Origin of the sequence: Fictibacillus tiangongensis, from assembly GCF_048083785.1 — a bacterium.
GTDB lineage: Bacteria > Bacillota > Bacilli > Bacillales > Fictibacillaceae > Fictibacillus.
On record NZ_CP182294.1, the window covers coordinates 2,486,065 to 2,506,483 of the forward strand.

The 20,419-nt window shown below is 41.7% G+C and carries 22 protein-coding genes and 1 other annotated feature; of the genes, 8 read left to right on the plus strand and 14 right to left on the minus strand.

Features of this window, described 5'->3' with window-relative positions; translation table 11 throughout:
* Positions 1 to 23: 23 nt before the first annotated feature.
* Positions 24 to 287, plus strand: a complete 264-nt coding sequence (locus ACNJYY_RS13395) for an HPr family phosphocarrier protein (RefSeq protein ID WP_416728900.1) — start codon at positions 24 to 26, stop codon at positions 285 to 287.
* Positions 288 to 290: 3 nt separating this feature from the next.
* On the opposite strand, the gene ACNJYY_RS13400 is transcribed toward ACNJYY_RS13395, so the two are convergent.
* The gene (locus ACNJYY_RS13400; RefSeq protein ID WP_416728901.1) at positions 291 to 944 is read right to left on the minus strand and encodes a TVP38/TMEM64 family protein; all 654 of its coding nucleotides are present in this window, start codon (positions 942 to 944) and stop codon (positions 291 to 293) included.
* A gap of 93 nt (positions 945 to 1,037) precedes the next feature.
* Here ACNJYY_RS13400 and ACNJYY_RS13405 point away from each other — a divergent pair, with 93 nt between their 5' ends.
* Complete coding sequence (locus ACNJYY_RS13405) at positions 1,038 to 1,286, plus strand: HPr family phosphocarrier protein (protein WP_066395916.1); 249 nt, start codon at positions 1,038 to 1,040, stop codon at positions 1,284 to 1,286.
* Between the two features lie 242 nt (positions 1,287 to 1,528).
* Here ACNJYY_RS13405 and ACNJYY_RS13410 read toward each other — a convergent pair whose 3' ends face one another.
* Positions 1,529 to 2,959 carry an N-acetylmuramoyl-L-alanine amidase gene (locus tag ACNJYY_RS13410; RefSeq protein WP_416728902.1) on the minus strand — a complete coding sequence of 477 codons (1,431 nt, stop codon included), beginning with the start codon at positions 2,957 to 2,959 and terminating at the stop codon, positions 1,529 to 1,531.
* Positions 2,960 to 3,104: 145 nt separating this feature from the next.
* On the opposite strand from ACNJYY_RS13410, the gene ACNJYY_RS13415 reads away from it, so the two are divergent.
* Positions 3,105 to 3,836, plus strand: coding sequence for a ZIP family metal transporter (locus ACNJYY_RS13415; RefSeq protein WP_137788969.1), 732 nt, complete (start codon positions 3,105 to 3,107; stop codon positions 3,834 to 3,836).
* A 66-nt stretch (positions 3,837 to 3,902) separates the two neighbouring features.
* Here ACNJYY_RS13415 and ACNJYY_RS13420 read toward each other — a convergent pair whose 3' ends face one another.
* Both ACNJYY_RS13420 and ACNJYY_RS13425 read right to left on the minus strand, forming a co-directional pair.
* On the minus strand, positions 3,903 to 4,232 hold the full coding sequence (locus tag ACNJYY_RS13420; RefSeq protein WP_416728903.1) for a YolD-like family protein: 330 nt from the start codon (positions 4,230 to 4,232) through the stop codon (positions 3,903 to 3,905).
* A 15-nt stretch (positions 4,233 to 4,247) separates the two neighbouring features.
* Positions 4,248 to 5,504 (minus strand): DNA polymerase thumb domain-containing protein, encoded by a 1,257-nt coding sequence (locus ACNJYY_RS13425; RefSeq protein ID WP_197221251.1) that lies wholly within the window; start codon positions 5,502 to 5,504, stop codon positions 4,248 to 4,250.
* 164 nt (positions 5,505 to 5,668) lie between these two features.
* Here ACNJYY_RS13425 and ACNJYY_RS13430 point away from each other — a divergent pair, with 164 nt between their 5' ends.
* Positions 5,669 to 5,869: a YqzH family protein gene (locus tag ACNJYY_RS13430; protein ID WP_416728904.1), complete on the plus strand. Its 201-nt coding sequence runs from the start codon at positions 5,669 to 5,671 to the stop codon at positions 5,867 to 5,869.
* A gap of 374 nt (positions 5,870 to 6,243) precedes the next feature.
* Here the strand turns inward: ACNJYY_RS13430 and ACNJYY_RS13435 are convergent, their stop codons facing one another.
* Complete coding sequence (locus tag ACNJYY_RS13435) at positions 6,244 to 7,035, minus strand: SDR family NAD(P)-dependent oxidoreductase (RefSeq protein ID WP_416728905.1); 792 nt, start codon at positions 7,033 to 7,035, stop codon at positions 6,244 to 6,246.
* Positions 7,032 to 8,009, minus strand: a complete 978-nt coding sequence (locus ACNJYY_RS13440) for an MBL fold metallo-hydrolase (RefSeq protein ID WP_416728906.1) — start codon at positions 8,007 to 8,009, stop codon at positions 7,032 to 7,034. The genes ACNJYY_RS13435 and ACNJYY_RS13440 overlap by 4 nt, the downstream gene beginning before the upstream one ends.
* Before the next feature lie 96 nt (positions 8,010 to 8,105).
* Positions 8,106 to 8,315, plus strand: a binding site (T-box leader).
* A 49-nt stretch (positions 8,316 to 8,364) separates the two neighbouring features.
* Here ACNJYY_RS13440 and proC point away from each other — a divergent pair.
* A complete protein-coding gene (gene proC, locus ACNJYY_RS13445) occupies positions 8,365 to 9,183 on the plus strand; it encodes a pyrroline-5-carboxylate reductase (protein ID WP_416728907.1) in 819 nt (272 codons plus the stop codon).
* A gap of 4 nt (positions 9,184 to 9,187) precedes the next feature.
* On the opposite strand, the gene ACNJYY_RS13450 is transcribed toward proC, so the two are convergent.
* Positions 9,188 to 9,526 (minus strand): DUF3889 domain-containing protein, encoded by a 339-nt coding sequence (locus ACNJYY_RS13450; protein WP_416728908.1) that lies wholly within the window; start codon positions 9,524 to 9,526, stop codon positions 9,188 to 9,190.
* Positions 9,527 to 9,667: 141 nt separating this feature from the next.
* Here ACNJYY_RS13450 and ACNJYY_RS13455 point away from each other — a divergent pair, with 141 nt between their 5' ends.
* The 3 genes from ACNJYY_RS13455 to namA all read left to right on the plus strand — a co-directional run bounded on the left by ACNJYY_RS13455 (position 9,668) and on the right by namA (position 12,455).
* Positions 9,668 to 9,847, plus strand: a complete 180-nt coding sequence (locus ACNJYY_RS13455) for a hypothetical protein (RefSeq protein ID WP_416728909.1) — start codon at positions 9,668 to 9,670, stop codon at positions 9,845 to 9,847.
* 752 nt (positions 9,848 to 10,599) lie between these two features.
* On the plus strand, positions 10,600 to 11,358 hold the full coding sequence (locus tag ACNJYY_RS13460; RefSeq protein ID WP_416728910.1) for a glycerophosphodiester phosphodiesterase: 759 nt from the start codon (positions 10,600 to 10,602) through the stop codon (positions 11,356 to 11,358).
* An 80-nt stretch (positions 11,359 to 11,438) separates the two neighbouring features.
* Positions 11,439 to 12,455 carry an NADPH dehydrogenase NamA gene (namA, locus tag ACNJYY_RS13465; protein ID WP_416731872.1) on the plus strand — a complete coding sequence of 339 codons (1,017 nt, stop codon included), beginning with the start codon at positions 11,439 to 11,441 and terminating at the stop codon, positions 12,453 to 12,455.
* Between the two features lie 41 nt (positions 12,456 to 12,496).
* On the opposite strand, the gene ACNJYY_RS13470 is transcribed toward namA, so the two are convergent.
* The 7 genes from ACNJYY_RS13470 to ACNJYY_RS13500 form a co-directional block, all read right to left on the minus strand.
* Positions 12,497 to 13,156 carry a phosphatase PAP2 family protein gene (locus ACNJYY_RS13470; protein ID WP_416728911.1) on the minus strand — a complete coding sequence of 220 codons (660 nt, stop codon included), beginning with the start codon at positions 13,154 to 13,156 and terminating at the stop codon, positions 12,497 to 12,499.
* Between the two features lie 17 nt (positions 13,157 to 13,173).
* On the minus strand, positions 13,174 to 14,349 hold the full coding sequence (locus ACNJYY_RS13475; RefSeq protein ID WP_416728912.1) for a DNA polymerase IV: 1,176 nt from the start codon (positions 14,347 to 14,349) through the stop codon (positions 13,174 to 13,176).
* Between the two features lie 101 nt (positions 14,350 to 14,450).
* Positions 14,451 to 14,948, minus strand: a complete 498-nt coding sequence (locus tag ACNJYY_RS13480) for a MarR family transcriptional regulator (RefSeq protein ID WP_416728913.1) — start codon at positions 14,946 to 14,948, stop codon at positions 14,451 to 14,453.
* 195 nt (positions 14,949 to 15,143) lie between these two features.
* Complete coding sequence (locus tag ACNJYY_RS13485) at positions 15,144 to 16,274, minus strand: M20/M25/M40 family metallo-hydrolase (RefSeq protein WP_416728914.1); 1,131 nt, start codon at positions 16,272 to 16,274, stop codon at positions 15,144 to 15,146.
* 19 nt (positions 16,275 to 16,293) lie between these two features.
* On the minus strand, positions 16,294 to 17,841 hold the full coding sequence (locus ACNJYY_RS13490; RefSeq protein WP_416728915.1) for an acyl-CoA carboxylase subunit beta: 1,548 nt from the start codon (positions 17,839 to 17,841) through the stop codon (positions 16,294 to 16,296).
* Complete coding sequence (gene mce, locus ACNJYY_RS13495; RefSeq protein WP_416728916.1) at positions 17,841 to 18,692, minus strand: methylmalonyl-CoA epimerase; 852 nt, start codon at positions 18,690 to 18,692, stop codon at positions 17,841 to 17,843. The genes ACNJYY_RS13490 and mce overlap by 1 nt, the downstream gene beginning before the upstream one ends.
* 22 nt (positions 18,693 to 18,714) lie before the next feature.
* Positions 18,715 to 20,355, minus strand: a complete 1,641-nt coding sequence (locus ACNJYY_RS13500; protein ID WP_416728917.1) for an acyl-CoA mutase large subunit family protein — start codon at positions 20,353 to 20,355, stop codon at positions 18,715 to 18,717.
* Between the last annotated feature and the right edge of the window lie 64 nt (positions 20,356 to 20,419).

The following is a 20,419-nucleotide window of genomic DNA, read 5'->3' on the forward strand; positions in this document are numbered from 1 at the left end:
TCTCATACAGGAGGCTTCAGATTATGAAACAAATCTGCTCTCAAAAAGTGATCGTTACCGCTAAATATACAGTGAGTAAAGCCATTGAGATTATTCATTCTGCTAAGCGACTTAACAGCCAGCTATTTTTAAGTAAAGATGGTATTACCATTCAAGCCACAGGATTATCACAGCTCGTAGCATTCTTTTTAACGTTAAAAGAGGGAGATTCTTTTCTTTATATCGTTGAAGGTGCTGATGCTGAGTCAGCTATGAGTCTGATCTTACCTCCAGAGCAACCTTCTTAATTTCTACAACCCTACCTTTGCTTTCATCTTCTTCTTAAAAATCATGGGTAAACCGACAAGAACGAATAAAAGAGTTGTGCCGATCCATACAACTTTTTTGCTTCCTGACGTCATGGATGTACCTAAATACGTATAAGCGATTGTTCCCGGAATGATCCCTATTGCAGTAGCAATCGCATAGTCTTTAAACTTTACCTTTGTTAAGGAGGTTAAGTAACTGACGAGATCAAAGTTCAATACCGGTAGCAGTCTCAATAATAAGACGAAACGAATTCCTTCTCTTTCAATCTTGTTTCGTACTTTTTCGTAGTTTTCGTTTTTCCATTGTTTATTTTTCTTAAAACGGCCAAGGCGGTTAACTGCAAAATACGTTAGGAGTCCTCCTCCTAGTGACCCGAGATAGGTATACAGACAACCCCAATAAAAACCAAACGACAAACCGCTTGTAATGGCAAATATGGAAGATGGAAATAACACAAACGGCCTCAATGCATATAGGACAACAAAGATAAAAGGTGCGATCCATCCCCACTGTACAATCCAATTTCTAAATTCTTCAGGACTAAATCCCTTATAATTTTTTTGCAGCCAGAGAAAAAAAATGATTAAGCCTGCAACCAATAACGTAAGATATAGCCACTTTTTTGTAAGTTTCATGTTTCCTCCATGTGAAAGTTTCATTTAGTTAGCATTTTTCCTTCTTATGCACATATCCATACATAGTGTGATTGGCAAAGGAGGTTATTGATTATGATCGTAAAAGCAACTCGTCCTATTTATGCAGAGCGTGCTGCTAAACTTGTTGAACTAACAGGCAGTTTTACAGAATCCATCTATCTACAAAAAGGAGATCGAACAGCTGACGGAAAGAGTTTTCTCGGAATAATCGCATTGTCTATCTATCCTGATGATTTCATTGAAATTATATGCGATCCGCCTAATACAGAATTAAAAGAAAAGATACTTTCGTCTGGGCTTTTCGCAAGCTGTAAATCTTAATCGTATCGCTCTTATTATTATCTTATTACAGATTACGCTTTTTTGGCTAATCCTTCCTTACTTTTAAAAGCCAATACAGTTTGGCTATGTAAAATTTAACTCGTATGTTTTTTAGCCGAACAGCTTCCATACGCGTACATTTAATTTTTAAAAAAATAAATAAGGACTTCGCATAAACGATTCACATGCGAAGCCTTATTTTTTTACTGTTTATGAAAAATCACTCGTGAATCCGACGTTTTTTATAATTTATTCAACATTTCATTTAGAGAATTCATCCTTGTTTGCAACGGGATTTTCGCTTCATTTAGCATTTTTTTGTAAATATCCAATATCATAGTACTGTACGTCGTTCCTGGAATGGCCCATTTTCCGTTGAGCTGTGCCCATGTCACAGCACTGCCTCTTTGAACATATTGGAATCTAGGATCAACGAGAGGATATTGGGAAGGCAGAGGTTGTGTAGACGTATAAGCAAACAAGTGCTGGATGTGTGCTAATACGCCTTCTTGAGGAGTCTTAAACACGGCTGATTCGTTTTTTCCTGTCGCACCGATTCCGGCATAATTATTCTGTGCAGCCTTAACATTTCCTTCAAAGCGGAAGTACCCTGTTTCTTGAATAGCCTGAGCGTATGCCACATCCCCTCTAATCCCATACACCTGTCCGATCTGAACGTAAAGAGCAGCTACAGGAGGTGCATTCGGATTGACCTTCCTAACAAATCGATCCATCTCTTCTGCTGTTAATAGCGTTGAACCTCCTATCGTCAGTCCCTTTGGAGTCTCGGGTGTTGGTTTTGGTGGATCCGGGTTAGGCTTTGGTGGCTCGGGACCTGGTTTTGGCGGTTCTTTGACTGGAGGCTGCTCATTTGTATTTTTTTCTACCACATAAGCATCCGCTACGCCTTCTGAACGTATCTTTTTAGCAAAATTCTCTGCGTATTCTCGATTCTGAAAAGCTCCAGCCTGAACTCTGTAATACGTTTTGTTTCCGTTTTTTATTTCGTCAATAAAAGCTGTTACGTTTTGTTTAGCTAGGAGTGAAACACGAGCAACCGCATTCTCTTTTTGCTCAAACGCACCTGCGATCACATTGAAGATTTGTGTTTGTATAATCTGTACCTGTTTTTTTGGAAGAGAAAGACTTTGTGCGATTCCTTGTGCAATCGCTATAGACAATTCGTTCTGAAAATCCTCTCTTTTTAAAAGAGCCAAGTTTTTCTCGTTATCCATGAAAAGCACTTCTAATAAGACAGCTGACTTTTTCGTTTCACGAAGTATGTGAAAATCAGCTTGTTTTTGTCCTCTGTCGCGCGCACCGTACTTACTCATAACAGCAGCGACTGATGCATGTAAAACGTTTTGTATCCTTTTCGTTTCAGCACCCGCTCGCTGGTGCACATAGCTTTCAAAGCCTTCTCCCCCACCGATGTTCTGGTGGATAGACACAAACAGCTCTGCATTCTTGCTGTTTGCTAAATTTGTTCTTTCTTCTAATGATACGGTTGTATCACCTGTTCGAGTCATAATGACCGTCACTTCATAGTTGTTTTGAAGATTAGCTTGTATCTTTTTGGCGATTGCCAGATTATATACTTTTTCAAATTGCTCTTTATTTACCGCTCCTGGATCATTACCTCCATGGCCCGGGTCAATGATTATGACTTTCAAATTGTCACCTTCTTATTTCTCCGATAGAAGCGCTTTTTGAAATGAAAATGGCGCTTACTTCTATTAAAAAGGATTTGGCGGTATACTAAAAGAGCCATATGACTATTTTTATAAAATTGGATATTTGACTAAGGTGGGTAACAGAATGGAAGCTGCTTTATTTGGAAGTGTTTTATCTGCATTAGCAACCGGTTTTGGTGCACTGCCTGTTCTTTTCTGGTCTCAGGTAACACATCGGTTTCGCGACATATTACTTGCTCTTACTGCAGGTATCATGGTCGCTGCTTCAACGTTCAGCTTGATTCCTCAAGCTCTTGAACTATCAAATCTAACTGTACTTACGATTGGTATCACACTCGGTACCCTAACACTCTTACTCTTAGAAAGGTTCGTTCCGCACGTTGATCTTGATCATTCTAAGATTTTTAAAGGCATCGATGCTAAAGCCTTTCTTGTCATTGCTGCGATCACCTTGCACAACCTGCCGGAAGGTCTTTCTGTTGGGGTCAGTTATGCTAGTGAAAACACAGGACTTGGCGGTTTGATCGCATTTGCAATCGGACTTCAAAACGCACCTGAAGGTCTGTTAGTAGCTCTTTTTCTCATTCATCAAAATATGAATCGTTTCAAGGCTTTCCTTATTGCAACATTAACAGGTGCTGTTGAGATCGTTACGGCTTTGCTTGGGTATGTGCTCACATCTTATGTAGAGAATCTAGTGCCTTATGGCCTTTCCTTTGCCGCCGGCGCCATGCTCTTTATCGTCTATAAAGAACTCATACCAGAAAGTCATGGTGACGGTCACGCTCGATCTGCTACTTTATCCTTTATTGCCGGGCTCTTAATCATGATTTACTTAACTCAAATCTTTGGATAAATAAACAGCAAAAACTATCTTCAACGTTAGTTTTTGCTGTTTTTTTTCATGCCTGTTTTTGCGTATCTATGCGTATTCCACGTCCATAATGTCAGTCACTTTTAAGATATGCATCTTTTTCTCTTCATTCAGCACCCTTAACTCTTTTTTATATTCGTCAATATAATGCACATGACCTATAGTTACGAGCGCCCTGCCTTTTTCAAAATACGTGAACTTCAACGCTTGATTCTCTTCCATCGCCATACAGATTGTCTCATTGAATTCTTCGTACTTTTGTTCATCTAATTCTGGCTTTCTTCCATAGTCCAGACCGTCCTGATGCTCTCTTAACATTTTCACGTGCTCTGGCAGCATCATCGCCGTCCACTTAATCGTTCCTCTGTCACGAATCACCGTTCTTCCGCCCCCTTATGCCTTATGTCCGCCTAAAAGTCGGCTTCTGTATAATGCTGTTCCTCCTTTTGTATAAGAAACAGCCCGCAGAAGAGAGTTGGAGCCGTATTTTTGCCGAATATCATCCATAACGTAGCCGATCTTTCTTTTCTTTGGATGGTCTAAAGAAAACAAAGTAAGCTGTGTTTCAGTATCTTCGCAAACATTTGAAAGAGCGATCGAAATCTTACGCACCGTTTCTCCACGATAAAAGGTTTGGAGAAGCTCTAGACACACTTCATAGAGCTCCATCGTAATATTAGATGGCTGATCGATCGATTTAGAACGATGAAAGCCGCCGCCACCCTCATCTTTGCTGTACCCTAGCCCAAAACTAATCGTCCTTCCTGCTTTTCTCGCCCTTCTCGCACGTCTAGCCACCTCTTCACACATCTCTAAAATGACATGTTTGATCTCCGTTATATCTGTATAATCCCGAAGTAAGATCTGGCTTTTTCCGTAACTGACCTGACCTTGCATGATGGGCGCACCGATTTCAGACAGATCGATGCCCCAAGCATGATGATAGAGCTGATTTCCCATGATCCCGAATTTTTTCTCTAAAAGTTCGAGAGGATAATGTGCGAGGTCACCGACTGTTACAATGCCCATCCTGTTTAACGTCCGTTCTACTCTTGATCCGATTCCCCACATCTGGCTTAGCGGGGATAGAGGCCATAACTTCTTCTCTACATCTTCATACCCCCACTGCGCTACTCCTTTTTTCTTCGCGTCAAGATCGAGACAAAGCTTTGACATGAGCATGTTCGGACCGATTCCGATCGCACATGGCAATCCAAACTCTCGCCAGATGTCACGGCGAATTCTCTCAGCAAGTTCTTGTGCGCTTCCCCACAACCTTTCTGTTCCGTCAGCTTGAAGAAAGCTTTCATCCACGCTATATGTGTGGATCGACTCTGGTGGAACGTAACGATGCAGCATCTTCGTAATCTCCATCGATCTTTCTAGAAAATAAGCCATCTGCGCATTTACAACGATAATGTTTTTATTTTTTGGAATCTCAAACAGACGGTTGCCTGTTCGAATACCAAAATCAGCCTTTAGTCTTGGTGATGCTGCAAGCACAACGCTTCCCTGTCTTTCCGTATCCCCTACTACTGCCAAATGACATGTCAGCGGATTTAACCCTAAGCGAACAGCAGCACAGCTTGCATAAAAACTTTTCATGTCCATACATAGAATCGTACGCTTAGGCATTTCATCATAGTTCATTCGACATACCCCTTCCACTAATTTACGAACATCTGTTCTTTATATGTATACCCATTTTAACCGAATGTATGTTCTTATAACAATGGTAATTTTTTCAGCAAATTTTGCAGATTGACGTTTTTCAGCCAAAAGTCTAGGATTTATAAGGAAAGACAGGTGAAGAAATGAACCGCTTATTGATAAGAAAAATGATCAAACGATCGTTGAAGGATTATTTATGGGAAGAAGAAAATTGTACATTAACAGAGGAAGAGTGGAGAGATCTCGAAGAAAAAGTATGGCGCCAGATGCAGGAAGAAGATCAAAATGAGGCTGTTTACAGCATCATTCAGGACGTTGTATATGCCTATTTTACAAATAAATAAGCAGGTTCCGTCTTTTTGAAGAGGAAACCTGCTTATTTTTGATGCTGGAGTGAGAGGTTTGGACTGTGATCGATGGGATTTTAAGCGGTAATCCACGAGTTTTAGGCTGTAATCCAAAAATCTTGGGCTTCAATTCACGAGTTTCGGGCTTCAATCCACGAGTTTCGGGCTCCAATCCACGAGTCTTGGACTTCAATCCACGAGTTTTAGGCTTCAATCCACGAGTTTCGGGCTCCAATCCACGAGTCTTGGACTCCAATCCACGAGTTTTAGGCTCCAATCCACGAGTCTTGGACTTTAATCCACGAGTTTCATCACCAGCTCCAAAAATCATATAACTCTCAGTTTTGTTTACATAATAATATTATAGCAACTTACTTCTGTCTGAACGATTTCCCACCTAGTGTTTCAATCAATTTTGGCATCACTTGATACATCGTGCTTCCTACGTTCATCCACCATGGCAGATTGATCTCACGAACGGGACGCTCCATTGCTCTAACAATTTTTTCTGAGACATGTGAAGGCTGAAGCATCAGTTTTTGAACGTTTTTAACGTAATTGCCAGACTGATCAGCAAGTGTAAAGAAGTTGGTCGCGATCGGTCCAGGGTTGATGGTTGTCACGTCTACCCCTTTGTGTGCGACCTCCAAACGCAATCCGTTTGAGAATCCTAACACAGCATGTTTCGTTGCTGCGTATACGCTTGATTTTGGCGTTGAGATCTTGCCGGCCTGAGAAGCAATATTCACGATATGACCGCTTCCTCTTTGAAGCATGTGAGGCAGAACAGCTCTCGTACACGCCATAAGCCCAAGAACGTTCGTTGAAAACATCCCTTCAATATTTTTCCATGGCGAATCCACAAACTCTTCAAAAATACCATAGCCCGCATTGTTCACTAAAATATGTATGTTTTCATGTTCACTCAGGATCGTTGAGAAAACCTCCTCAACGCTGTCTGTGTTTGAAACATCCAAAATATAATAAGGCGCATTTATATTCGTAGCTTTTAAGATGGCATCCTGTACCACTTTCAGCTGATCTTCTCTTCTTGCAGTAAGGATGGGCGTCGCTCCTTTTGTAGCAACATCCATAGCGAGATGAGCACCGAGTCCCCCTGAGGCTCCTGTTATCAACACCACTTTATTTTTTAATGTACTCATCTTATAACTCCTGTTCTGCGATAATATGATATCTTGTTCTCTTCCTCTAGGCGTACTCGTCCTTCTGACTGAAGCAGATCGAGGTGCCCTACAACTTCAGAAACTACTAATCCGAGTTGCTTTTCATATAATTTTGGAAACAGGCGTCGACACAGTTCAAAAACAGTCAGCGGCTCATCGCTCAAAAGATGTTCAAGGGTCTTTGCACGCTCGGTATGATCGTGTAAGCGTTTTGTGATCAACTGTGGTGCATTCGTAAAAGGCTCGCCGTGTCCAGGGTAAACTGTTTTTAAGTTCAGCGTCATTAAGTATTGCAGCGTCTCTCGGTATTGAAGCAATGTTCTAGGCCGCTCTGTTTCGTTTACAGCAGGCGGTTCTAATAGGGCATTAGACGAAATGTGAGGCAGCAGCACATCCCCACCGATTAAGATACCGTCTTCTTCATGATATAGAGAGAGATGATCTGGGGCATGTCCGGGCGTCTTTAAAAAGATAAATCCCTCGTGACCAGGTACTTCATCACCAGGTAAAGGCAAGGTGTCTGGAACAAACGAGCTTGAGAACGTACGATATTTCCGCAGCTTTAAAAGTTCTAATCTACCGAGAGCATCTGGCACTCCGAAAGAATGATAGAGATTCGTATAAAACATTTCTCCCTGTTCAATAAAATGAAGATCGCCACTCACGTAAGGAACCGCTTCTGTAAGCATGAGGGTCTGAACACCATTCTCTTGGATCTCTTTTGATAGTCCCGCATGATCAGGATGGTAGTGCGTGCAGATATACTGGTCTAAATCTTTAAAAGTGAGTCCGTGATCCTTGAGGATAGAGATAAGCAGTTGTCTGCTTTCTTCGGTTTTTGCTCCGGAATCAACGAGCGTAACCGCATCACTTTTTAGGAGGACACAGTTTACAGGACCTACATCAAACGGTGTAGGAAGAGTAATCGGAATAATAGCTGTTTTTTGATTCATCTTTTCCTCCAAATAAAATAACTAGTTGACATACATATAGAAATCATAGCATAATGTTTTTTAAAATATAAAAGAAATGCCAATTATGGCCAATAAATAAATGCGTTGAAAGGGATTAGTACGTAATCTCCTCCGTTTAGAGAGTGGAATCCATAGGCTGCAAGATTTCACCGTAAAGGAATTACCGAACCTGCCCTGGAGCAGTCTGGAGAAATCTGGCGCAGTTCTGCGATAAAGACATCTTGAGCGGGCAAGCAAGCATGCCAACAAAGGTGGTACCACGGATCACTCCCATCCGTCCTTTATATTTAGGACTGGGAGTTTTTTTATACTCAAAATTCTGGAGGGATTAGCCGTGGGAACAGAAAAAATTACGTTTATTGGTGCCGGATCGATGGCTGAGGCCATTATGGAAGGGTTGATCAAAAAAGAAAAATGGCAAGCTGATCTGATTACGATAAAAAATCGAAGCAATACACAACGAATAAATGATCTTCAAGTTAAGTATGGTGTAGTACCCGCTTCAACGATAGAAGAAGCTGTTGCTGGTGCTGATATTATCATTCTTGCGGTAAAACCAAAAGATGCGCACAATGCGGTTAACACCATCAAGCCGTTTGTTAAGAGTCATCAGCTGATCATATCTGTTATGGCAGGCATATCTACAGAAACGCTAACAGATTGGCTTCAGCTTAATAACCCTGTAATGAGAGCCATGCCAAATACATCCGCATCGATCGGACATTCTGCGACTGCACTCTCCTCAGGAATGTATGCCTTGCAATCGCATATTGAAAAATCTCTTGAGCTATTTGAGACGATCGGAACGGTCACACTCGTACGGGAAGAAAAACTGCATATCGTTACGGGTCTCTCTGGAAGCGGTCCTGCCTATATTTACTACATCGCGGAGGCCATGCAAAAAGCGGCTGAAGAATTAAATCTTTCCGAAGAAGAAGCAAAGACTTTAATCACTCAAACGCTTTTAGGTGCCTCTCTTATGCTTAAACAAACAACAGAATCCCCTATTGAGCTTAGAAGAAAAGTAACCAGTCCTGGCGGTACGACAGAGGCAGGAATCGGTAAACTTGATCAATTTGGAGTTCAAGATGCATTTTTAGCTTGTATCAAAAGAGCGGTGAAACGGTCAGAAGAGTTAGGAAGAATGAACTGATGTGTTAACGGGCTGTCTCTTGAAATGAAATATTCTTGAATACACCACCTGGAGTTAGTGTGATCGTTATAATAACTCCCTTTTCTGAAGCACCTTTCTTGATCCACAGTTTAAATCTTTCGACAATATCTTCATTTGGGGCTGTTGTTCGTCCAACATATAAATAATCAACGATATCATAATCGGGATAGCGTTTCCCTGTTTCAAAAACAGCGAGCCTTCCCCATTTTGCATAAGCAGGTTCTTGTACTCTTAGACTTTCTGCAGAGACTGTAAGAGGAAGTGAGCTCCAAACTAAAAAACTGGCCATAATCAAGCAGACTAACTTGCTGGAAATCTTCATACTATCAACTCCTTTTCGTTATTTTGCACCAATTCTCTCGTTTTCTCTGCAGAAATTGACGATTAGAAAAAATTGACAAGCCCTTTACTTACTCTTTATCATCTAAGTAGAAGCTAGAGCTAGATTTAGGGAGGGATTTGTGTGACCGAAGTAGAAATTTCCCAAAGATACCTTGAATTGCGCGTTCAGTTTGAAAAGTTTACGAAACGATCTCTTACTGACAAAGAGCTTGTTTTTATCCACTGGCTGACAGAAAAAGGAGCCACTGTTGAAGAACACAACAGAGAAGAAAAAAAGAGGCGTTCTAGACGCAGAAAATAATTTACCCTTCCTCTATAAACAGGAAGGGTTTCTTTCATTCCGGCTATAACTTTGTCCTTATGAAAGTGGTTGATTTCCGTTTCAGGTGCTCCCTTTCCGCGGGGCGACCGGTGAGCCACTTGCCGCTTTGCGCCTCTAAGTGTCTCACCGGTCTAGTTGTAGTGGCTAGCCCCTCGAGGTCAAAAGCTCAACGGTCAAGAAGGCAAAATGCGCCTTCATAGCCCATTCAGCTTTTGCTTGTCGGGGCTGAACAAGCCACTTTCACTTTTTAACTGACCGCTCGTCCCTCCCTACACTCCAATCAACCTAATCAGTGATGGGCATAGTTAATGCTTGAGGCACTTAGGAACCTTAGTTTGTAAGTCAAAGCTAAAGTACAATAACTTAAAAGAACCCTCTTGATAAAACGGTTGAATAGCAGGCTTTTTTCTTTTTCCTCTTCTTCATGCGAGATGATTGAAGTGATAGATGCCGACGCTTATAGGACGAGCGGTCAGTTCGAAATGTGGAAGTGATTCGTTCAACTTTTGACCTCTAGCGGCTAGCCACTGCAACTAGACAGGTGGAGACTTCTAAGGACGCGTAGCGGCAGAGACTCACCGCCTGCTCCTCGGAAAGCGAGCATCTGGAACAGAAATCAACTACTGCCAAAAGGAACAAAGCTTAAAAAAGCACGAAGCCTTTCATTTCAGCTCCGTTTTAATTTAGCTTATACTGTCTATAATCTTTTTTTATGAAGGGAGATTACATGCTTGACCTATATATTTGCTCACAGAGGAGCTAGTAAGGATTGTCCTGAAAATACGATGGCTGCTTTCCAAAAAGGATTTAAAGATGGCGCTGATGGGATCGAGCTTGATGTGCAGCTTTCTAAAGATGGGGTACCGGTCATCATTCATGATGAGAAAGTAGATCGAACGACTAATGGAAAAGGTTATGTTGTTGATTACACCTATGATGAACTATCTCAATTAGATGCGGGCAGCTGGTTTTCAAAAAATTTCAACAAAGAATCAGTTCCTTCTCTTCAACAATTTTTAGAATGGATAGCACCACTTCCGATGTTGCTTAATATCGAATTAAAAAACAATATCATAGAATACAACGGGCTCGAGGAAAAAGTACTTCAATTGTTGCATCACTATGAGATGATGGATCGAACTGTGATCTCATCGTTCAATCATTATAGTTTAGTTAAGATCAGAAGATTGAACCGTTATGTTCAGACGGCACCTCTTTACTCTTCGGGATTGTTTGAACCGTGGGAGTATGTGAAGGCCGTTTGTTCACAAAGTGCACACCCGAACTATAAATCTCTTCACCCTTACATCATGAAAGGCTTTAAAAGAAATAATATTCCTGTCCGTCCATATACGGTTAACAGTCAGAAGTGGATGAAGTATTTTTTTGAATGGAATACTGAAGCGATCATAACCGACTATCCAATTTTAGCAAGAGATGTGTTGAACAGCCTTTCACCACATTCAAAGAGCAGATTTCTTCAAAAATAGTGATGGAACGTACTACAATGAGAAAGAAGAGTAATGATGCTAAAAAAAGCTTGTCTTAAAAGAAAAAGGAGTTGTTTTATATTCAACCGTTATTGTTTCAACCATTGACCATCCGTGACGTAACCTTAAAGAATCGGATTGTCATGTCACCTATGTGTATGTATTCTTGTTATGAGCAAGATGGAATTGTGACCCCTTGGCATATGACTCATTACACGTCTAGAGCAATGGGTCAGACCGGGCTGATCATGACCGAAGCAGCAGCGGTAAGCCCTCAAGGAAGAATAAGTGCTGAAGACTTAGGAATCTGGGATGACAGTCATGTAGAAGGTCTGTCAAAGCTTGTTTCATCCATACAAGAAAACGGCTCAAAAGCAGCGATTCAAATCGCCCATGCAGGACGCAAGGCTATGATAGACGGACCGATCATCGCCCCATCTGCTATCGCTTTTTCTGAAAAGATGAAGACACCAGAAGAAATGTCACTTCAGCAGATCGAAGAGACAGTGAAGCAATTTCGAAGTGCAGCAAAAAGAGCAAAGACTGCAGGATTTGATGTGATTGAGATTCATGGAGCGCATGGATATTTGATCAATGAATTCCTCTCCCCCCTATCTAACAGAAGAACTGATTCTTATGGAGGCAGCCAAGAAAATCGCTACCGTTTCTTACAAGAGATCATTGCTGCTGTCAGATTAGAATGGGAAGGTCCGTTGTTTGTTCGTATTTCAGCGAATGATTATCACCCAGAAGGAAATACACCAGAAGATTTTGTAACCTATTCGAAGTGGATGAAAGAAGACGGGATCGATCTAATCGACTGTAGTTCAGGAGCTGTTGTACCAGCGAAGATTCCGACGTTCCCTGGGTATCAAGTTTCTTTTGCAGACAAGATTAAAAACGAGGCTGAGATCGCAACTGCAGCTGTTGGCTTGATCACAACAGGCAGACAGGCGGAAGAAATCTTACAAAACAAGAGAGCCGATCTTATTTTTATCGGTCGAGAGTTCTTGAAAGATCCGTATTGGCCCCGATCAGCTGCGCAAGACCTTGGAACAGAGATCGAAAGTCCAAAACAATATGAACGTGGTTGGTAAGAACGAAAAGAAAGCTGGCTCTTTAAAGAGTCAGCTTTTTCTTATTCATATGACACATTCCTCTTGAAAAAGTAGTTCAATCCCTTATACAGTAAAACACAGATTAAGAGCCAGGTTCCTCCAGCCGCAAAACCACCTAGAACATCCGTAGGATAATGAACGCCTAGATACACTCTGCTAAAACCGACTGATCCAATAAAAAGAACCGTAACGCCATATATGAACTTACGATATCTGTACATAAACGAATAGTTTTGTACGAGAAGATAAGAAAGCAGACCAAAAAAAGCGATGGAGATCATTGCATGCCCGCTAGGAAAGCTATAACCCGTGATCTCAATAACTCGGTCGTACATAGGTCTGTCCCTCTCAAACCATTCTTTGAACCATCGATTCTCAAAGCGGATTCCGATGAGACAAACGCCTAACACGAACGGTTCTATCCACTTTCTTTCACCGATCAGCCAGATTACAGCAAAGAAGATAAAGATGGCGAATTGATAGGGTCTAGAAGCGATGTTTGTCAGGAATGTAAAGCTTTCGTTTAAAGCAGGCTGATGGATAACAGACACATTTTTCATCGCCCACACATCGAGAACTTCAATTCTTGATTGTTCGTAGATCGAAGCAAACAGAATAAAAAGCCCAAGACAAAGAGCAGTTAACACCACTGTTCTAATCACGCTGTTCTTAAAGATCATGGTACGATCAGCTCCTGTTACTTTTTTCCCTTTTTTATGATGCCTTCTCCATGCTTTCTCTCGATCGATGACAATACATCGTGAAGCAGTGCATCTTTTTCGTTCTTTTCGACAGAGAACAGATCCAGCTGATAAGTCGCTTGTTCTTTCTCCACTACTTCTGTAGCAGTTATGCCCAATAAACGAACAGGTTCCTGATTCCAATGTCTGCGAAAGAGTTCGACGGCTGTTTTTTGAATATCTATTTCATGCTGTGTTCCGTTCGGAAGCATCTTACTTCTCGTAATTGTTTTCCTATCGCTGTAGCGAATGGTGATCGCAAGGGTCAGTGCTACATATCCTTTGGTTTTAAGCCGAGACGATACTTTTTCTGCGAGTTTTTTAAAAACAGCTTCTGATTCCATAACAGAGACAAGATCTTCACTCAAGGTCGTAGAACTGCCGATCGACCGATAATCACTTGCCGCACTTGGATCAACTGGACGCGTATCGATGCCGTTTGCTCTTTCTTTCATCTTTATCCCATTGATGCCAAAACGATGTTTCAATTCATAATCTACGGCATCTGCCAGATCCTTGATTGTCATAATGCCATACTTGTTTAACTTTTCTTCGGTTTTCTTACCGATTCCGTGCATCTCCCCAACTTTCAGCGGCCAAAGCTTTTCTCTGAGATCTCTTTTTCTAAGAACTGTGATTCCGAGCGGTTTCTTCATATCTGAAGCTGTTTTTGCTAAAAATTTATTCGGACCGATTCCGATAGATGATGGCAAGTTCAGCTCATTTAACAATCTGGATTGAATTTCCTTTGCCATTTCGAGTGGTTGTTGACAGTCAGTCACATCCATAAAGCCTTCATCAATGGAAACAGGCTCTACCTTTTCTGTATATTCCTGCAGAAGCTGAAACATGCGTGATGAATACATTTTGTATGTTTCAAAGTCTGGAGGAACAACAACTAGATTCGGACAGAGTTTTCTAGCTTGCCAAAGCGGCATCGTTGTTCTTACGCCTTTTTCCCTCGCTTCATAACTGCAAGTTACGATGATTCCTTTTCGCTCTTCTACATTTCCGGCTACCGCAACTGGCTTTCCTCGAAGATCAGGGTTTTCAGCCATCTCTACCGATGCATAGAAGCTGTTCATGTCCACATGAAATATGATTCTTCTTTTAGACCCAGGAGACAGATACACATGAACACTCCCTTTATCAAAACTTATCTATTAGTATATGTTAGAACAGCGTTTAAAAACAAAAGGAAAGACTGTCTCTGCAAAAGAAAAAGACAAGGTATCTACCTTGTCTTGTGAAGCCGCTTTCCAGTATCTTCTACCCATTCAACAAATTCTTCACCATGAAAATGTTGGTTTAAATCTTTATGTAATTGAACAAGGTCTCGATAAAAGTCCTTTTTACTTTCATCTTCCATCCATTTTTGAAGAAAGCCATAGATTTGGCAATTAAAGCTCGTAGACTCCTTGTGTTTTACCATTCCTTCATCTGTTAGATAAACATAAGATATTCGGCGGTCATCGTTCTTTTTCTCTAATCTCACATAGCCTTTATCTTTTAGCCGTTTGATCACTTGCATAACTGTAGATACATCCCACAATCCGTAATAAGCGATCTTAGAGATCGTAATATCTTCTTCAAGTGAAACAATCCATAGAATATGTTGCTCTGCCTGAGTTAACCCAATGGCTTTCGCAGCTTTCTGCCAATCTTCTTCTAAAACTTTATACACGCCACGCATATAATTTACCATCATATGCATGTCAGATAGTTGACTCATCCCATTTCCTCCCCCGAAATAAGATTCTTTTAAATTACCAATATTTTCATTTACATGATAAAAATATCTTACATAAATCATAAAGTGACTGTCAACTTTTTGCGACATTTTGTTTTAAAGAGCAACAAAAACAGGCAACAAGGCCTATTTAACAATAAAAACTTGGCGGAAATCCGCCAAGTTTCGTCATTTTTCTTATTCGCCTGCTGTTATTCCGATGACCGCAAGTACCATTTCTGCAGTCTTCGTCAATTCCTCGATCGGCATTCTTTCATTCGTTGTGTGGATCTCTTCATAACCTACAGCTAGATTTACAGTAGGAATACCGTGACCTGCGATAATGTTCGCATCACTTCCACCACCACTATGAAGAAGTCTGTGAGGGCGTCCGATCTTCTCAGCTGCTTTTTTGGCAACTTCTACAACATGATCGCCTTCACCAAACTTGAATCCAGGGTACATCACTTCGATTTCAACTTCAGCACGCCCGCCTAATTCTGCAGCAGCTGATTCATAAGCTTCTTTCATTTTTGCTGTTTGAACTTCCATTTTCTCGTTGATCAATGAACGTGCCTCAGCTAGGACAAATACAGTGTCACAAACGATATTTGTTTGCTCCCCAGTACCTCCACCATGGAAATGACCGATGTTAGCAGTAGTTTCTTCATCAATTCTGCCAAGTGGCATGCGAGCGATCGCTTTAGCTGCAATCGTGATAGCTGAAACTCCTTTTTCTGGAGCGACACCGGCATGTGCAGATTTCCCAAAGATTTTTGCTCGAACTTTTGCCTGGGTAGGAGCAGCAACGATAATATCCCCAACAGGGCCATCACTGTCTAAAGCAAAACCATATTTAGCTGTGATTTTTGACGCATCCATTGCTTTTGCGCCCACTAATCCAGATTCCTCTCCTACTGTAATGATAAATTGAATATTACCGTGAGAGATGTTTTTTTCTTTTAGGACTTTAATCGCTTCGAACATCGCAGCAAGACCTGCTTTGTCATCCGCTCCAAGAATCGTAGTACCATCTGTTACTACATATCCATCTTTTATAGAAGGTTTAATCCCGTTACCAGGAGTAACTGTATCCATATGAGAAGTGAAATAGATCGTGTCCACGCCTTCTTTATTACCCTTTAACGTACAGATTAAATTTCCGGCTGCGTGCTCTGTTGTTGATTCAGCATCATCTTCATAAACTTCAACACCAAGCTCTTCAAACTTCTTTTTAAGTACGATTGAGATCTCTTTCTCATGTCTAGTCTCTGAGTCAATTTGCACAAGCTCTAAAAATTCATTTAACAGACGGTCTGCATTTACCATTTATGTATTCCCTCGCTTCTTATAGTGGTATGTTGCCATGCTTTTTGTAAGGTCTGTCTTCACTCTTGTTGCGCAGCATGTCAAGCGCCTGAATACACTTGATTCTTGTGTCTCTCGGATCGATCACATCATCTACCATCCCGTTTGCAGCAGCGATATAAGGGTTAGCAAACTTCGTACGGTACTCTTCAATCTTCGCGGCTCTCGTCTCTTCAGGATCTTCGCTTCGTTCGATCTCTTTGGCAAAGATAATATTTGCAGCTCCCTGCGGCCCCATAACAGCAATCTCTGCATTCGGCCATGCGAATACTAAATCAGCACCGATTGATTTACTGTTTAAAGCTACATATGCACCGCCATATGCTTTTCGCAGGATGATCGTTATCTTTGGAACCGTTGCTTCTGAGTATGCATAAAGGATCTTTGCCCCATGACGGATAATACCGCCGTGTTCTTGTTTTACCCCTGGAAAGAATCCTGTTACATCTTCAAACGTGATGATCGGAATGTTGAAAGAGTCACATAAACGGATAAAACGCGAAGCTTTATCTGAAGAATCAATGTCTAGTCCTCCAGCCATGACTTTTGGCTGATTACATACTAATCCTATCACTTCACCCTTTATCCTTGCAAAACCTACAACAATATTTCTTGCAAATTGAGCATGAACTTCCATGAATGAGTCTTTGTCCACCACTTCTTGGATAACCGTTCTTACATCATAAGGGCGTTGCGAATCAAATGGAATGATCTCTGTCAGTTCAGGGCGATCATCCTCTTCATCTCCCCAAGGCAAGACAGGCGTTCTCTCTTTATTATTCTGCGGAAGGTAAGAGATTAAACGCCGAACATCTTCTAACACTTCTGATTCAGATGGTGCAGTAAAATGTGCGTTGCCGCTCTTAGATCCGTGAACTTCAGCGCCGCCAAGATCTTCAGAAGAAATCTTTTCCCCAGTAACAGTCTCGATCACTTTTGGCCCTGTGATAAACATCTGACTTGTTTTTTCCACCATAAACACAAAATCTGTGATCGCTGGAGAATACACTGCTCCCCCTGCACATGGTCCCATAATCACAGAGATCTGAGGAATCACGCCAGAATAGATGCTGTTTCGATAAAAGATGTGACCATAGCCATCAAGTGACATGACGCCTTCTTGTATGCGAGCACCTCCTGAATCGTTCAACCCGATAAAAGGGGTTCCGTTCTTAGCCGCAAGATCCATCACTGCTGCGATTTTTTTCGCGTGCATCTCTCCAAGTGCTCCGCCAAATACCGTGAAATCTTGGGCGAATAAATAAATGGGACGGCCATGAATCTTTCCGTATCCTGTCACTACACCTTCTCCTGGCGCTTTCATTCCAGAAAGGCCAAAATCATGAGAACGATGCTCCATGAAAGGATTGAGTTCAACAAACGTACCTTCATCAAGCAGAAGATCGATACGTTCTCGCGCCGTTAACTTTCCGCGTTCATGCTGCTTATCGATGCGGTCATCACCGCCGCCTAATTCAATCTCTGTTTTCTTTTCATAAAGTTCATTAATTTTGTCATAGATGTCCATTATTTTGCTTCCTCCTTGCTTTTCGTCTTCTCACAAAGCTCAAACAGTACCTTGTGTGTGGAAGAAGGATGCATGAAAGCAACTGATGCACCGCCTGCACCAGGAACAGCAGCATCATGGATCATCTTGATACCGTTTGCTTTCATCTCATCTATGCGGTCTTGTATATTTGTAACACCAAGAGCAACGTGATGGACGCCTTGCCCGCGCTTTTCAATAAACTGTGCGACAGGACTTTCTGAAGTTAGGGCTTCAAGCAGTTCTAGCCTCGTCTCACCGATTTTTATGAATGCCACTTTTACTTTTTGTGAAGGAACTTCCTCGATCGCTTCAAGTGTTAACCCCAGAACATTCACGTAGAACGGGAGCGCTTCATCTAGCGATTTTACAGCGATTCCAATATGATCGATCCGTTCTGGTGCCACTCCTGAAAACACTGCTTCTGTAATCCCATCACGCTTAAATACGGCTTGTTCGATAAATTTAGCTGTTTCAATCGTCGGGGTTCCCGGTGTGAATACTTTTTGGATCCCTTTCGACTCTAAGAAGGGAATGTCCTCCCATGGAATTACCCCACCACCGACAACTATGATATCATCTGCTCCTTTTTCATGAAGAAGTCTCATCACTTCTGGAAAAAGTTCGTTGTGCGCGCCTGACAGACAAGATAATCCGATCGCATCCACGTCCTCTTGAACAGCAGCAGCTGCGATTTGTTCTGGTGTTTGTCTTAATCCCGTATAAATGACTTCCATTCCATAATCTCTTAACGCTTGAGAAACAACAAGAGCTCCTCTGTCATGACCGTCGAGTCCGGGTTTAGCAATTAAAACACGAATTGTTTTCTTCATCGTTCTCCACTCCTCTCTATTCTTAGACCCCTGTATATTCTCCAAATTCTTCACGAAGCACACCGCATATTTCTCCGATCGTACAATAGGATTTCACACATTCAACGATGATTGGCATTAAGTTATCATCACCTTTAGCAGCAGCACGTAACAATTCCAACTGAGCGCTCACTCGGTTTTGATCTCTCTTTGCTTTTAGTGCCTGCAGTTTTTCTTTCTGTTTCTCTCCTAGAGTCGGATCGACTCTTAATAATTCGGGCTGAGGTTCATTTTCAATACTAAATTTGTTCATCCCTACGATGATCTCTTGACCACTCTCGATCTTTTTTTGTGTTTCATAAGACGTATGGTGGATCTCACGCTGCATGTATCCTTGTTCGACGGCAGCAACAGCACCACCCATCTGATTGATCTTCTCTATATATTCGTTTGCTTTTCGTTCCAGCTCATCTGTTAAATGTTCTACATAATAAGAACCCGCAAGTGGATCAACAGTATCAGCTACACCTGTTTCATGAGCTAAGATCTGCTGAGTACGAAGCGCGATTCGAGCCGAATCTTCTGTAGGAAGAGCAAGTGCTTCGTCTCTTGAGTTCGTATGAAGACTCTGCGTTCCACCTAGGACGGCTGACAGTGCTTGAGTTGTAACACGTATGATATTGTTATCTGGCTGCTGTGCCGTGAGGGTCGAGCCTCCTGTTTGCGTATGAAAACGAAGCTGCCATGACTTTGGATTCTTAGCACCATAATGTTCTTTCATAAGTTTTGCCCACATTCTACGAGCCGCTCTGAACTTCGCAACTTCTTCAAAGAATTGATTATGAGCATTAAAGAAAAAGGCTAGACGTGGGGCAAAGTCATCGATATGTAATCCAGCTTCTATGGCAGCATCCACATAGGCAAGTCCATTTGCGATTGTAAAAGCAAGTTCTTGTGCAGCATTTGCCCCAGCTTCTCGAATGTGATAGCCAGAGATGCTGATCGTATTCCACTTTGGCACAAATTCCTGACAATAGCCGAAGATATCTGTGATCAATCGCATAGAAGGCTTTGGCGGAAAAATATATGTACCACGTGCGATGTATTCTTTTAAAATATCATTCTGTATCGTTCCTGAAAGTTTTTCAGGAGCCACACCCTGCTTCTCAGCAACAGCGATATACATAGCGAGCAAAACAGAAGCAGGTGCGTTGATCGTCATCGAAGTACTTACCTTATCAAGCGGAATGTCCTTTAAAAGAGCTTCCATGTCTTCGATTGAATCAATCGCTACTCCTACTTTTCCTACTTCACCGCGTGACATCGAGTGATCTGAATCATACCCGATCTGTGTAGGAAGGTCGAATGCTACAGAAAGTCCCGTCTGCCCTTGATCAAGTAAATAGCGAAAACGTTTATTCGTTTCTTCAGCAGAACCAAATCCTGCGTATTGTCTCATCGTCCAGAATCTTGCACGATACATCGTAGATTGAGAGCCGCGGGTGTATGGATACTCTCCTGGAAGCCCTAATGATTCCATCGGATAATGCTCATCTTCCGTACCATACAGCCTTTCAACCTCTATATCTGATGAAGTATGAAATCTCTCTTTTCGTTCTGGAAATCTATTCATTGATTGTGCGGTCTTTTCTTGCCATTCTTTTATACGCTGTTGTTTATCCATTAGAAGCCTCCTGTTTAACAAAGAAAATAGTCTCAACATAACATCTTTCGTTTTGTAAGCGCTT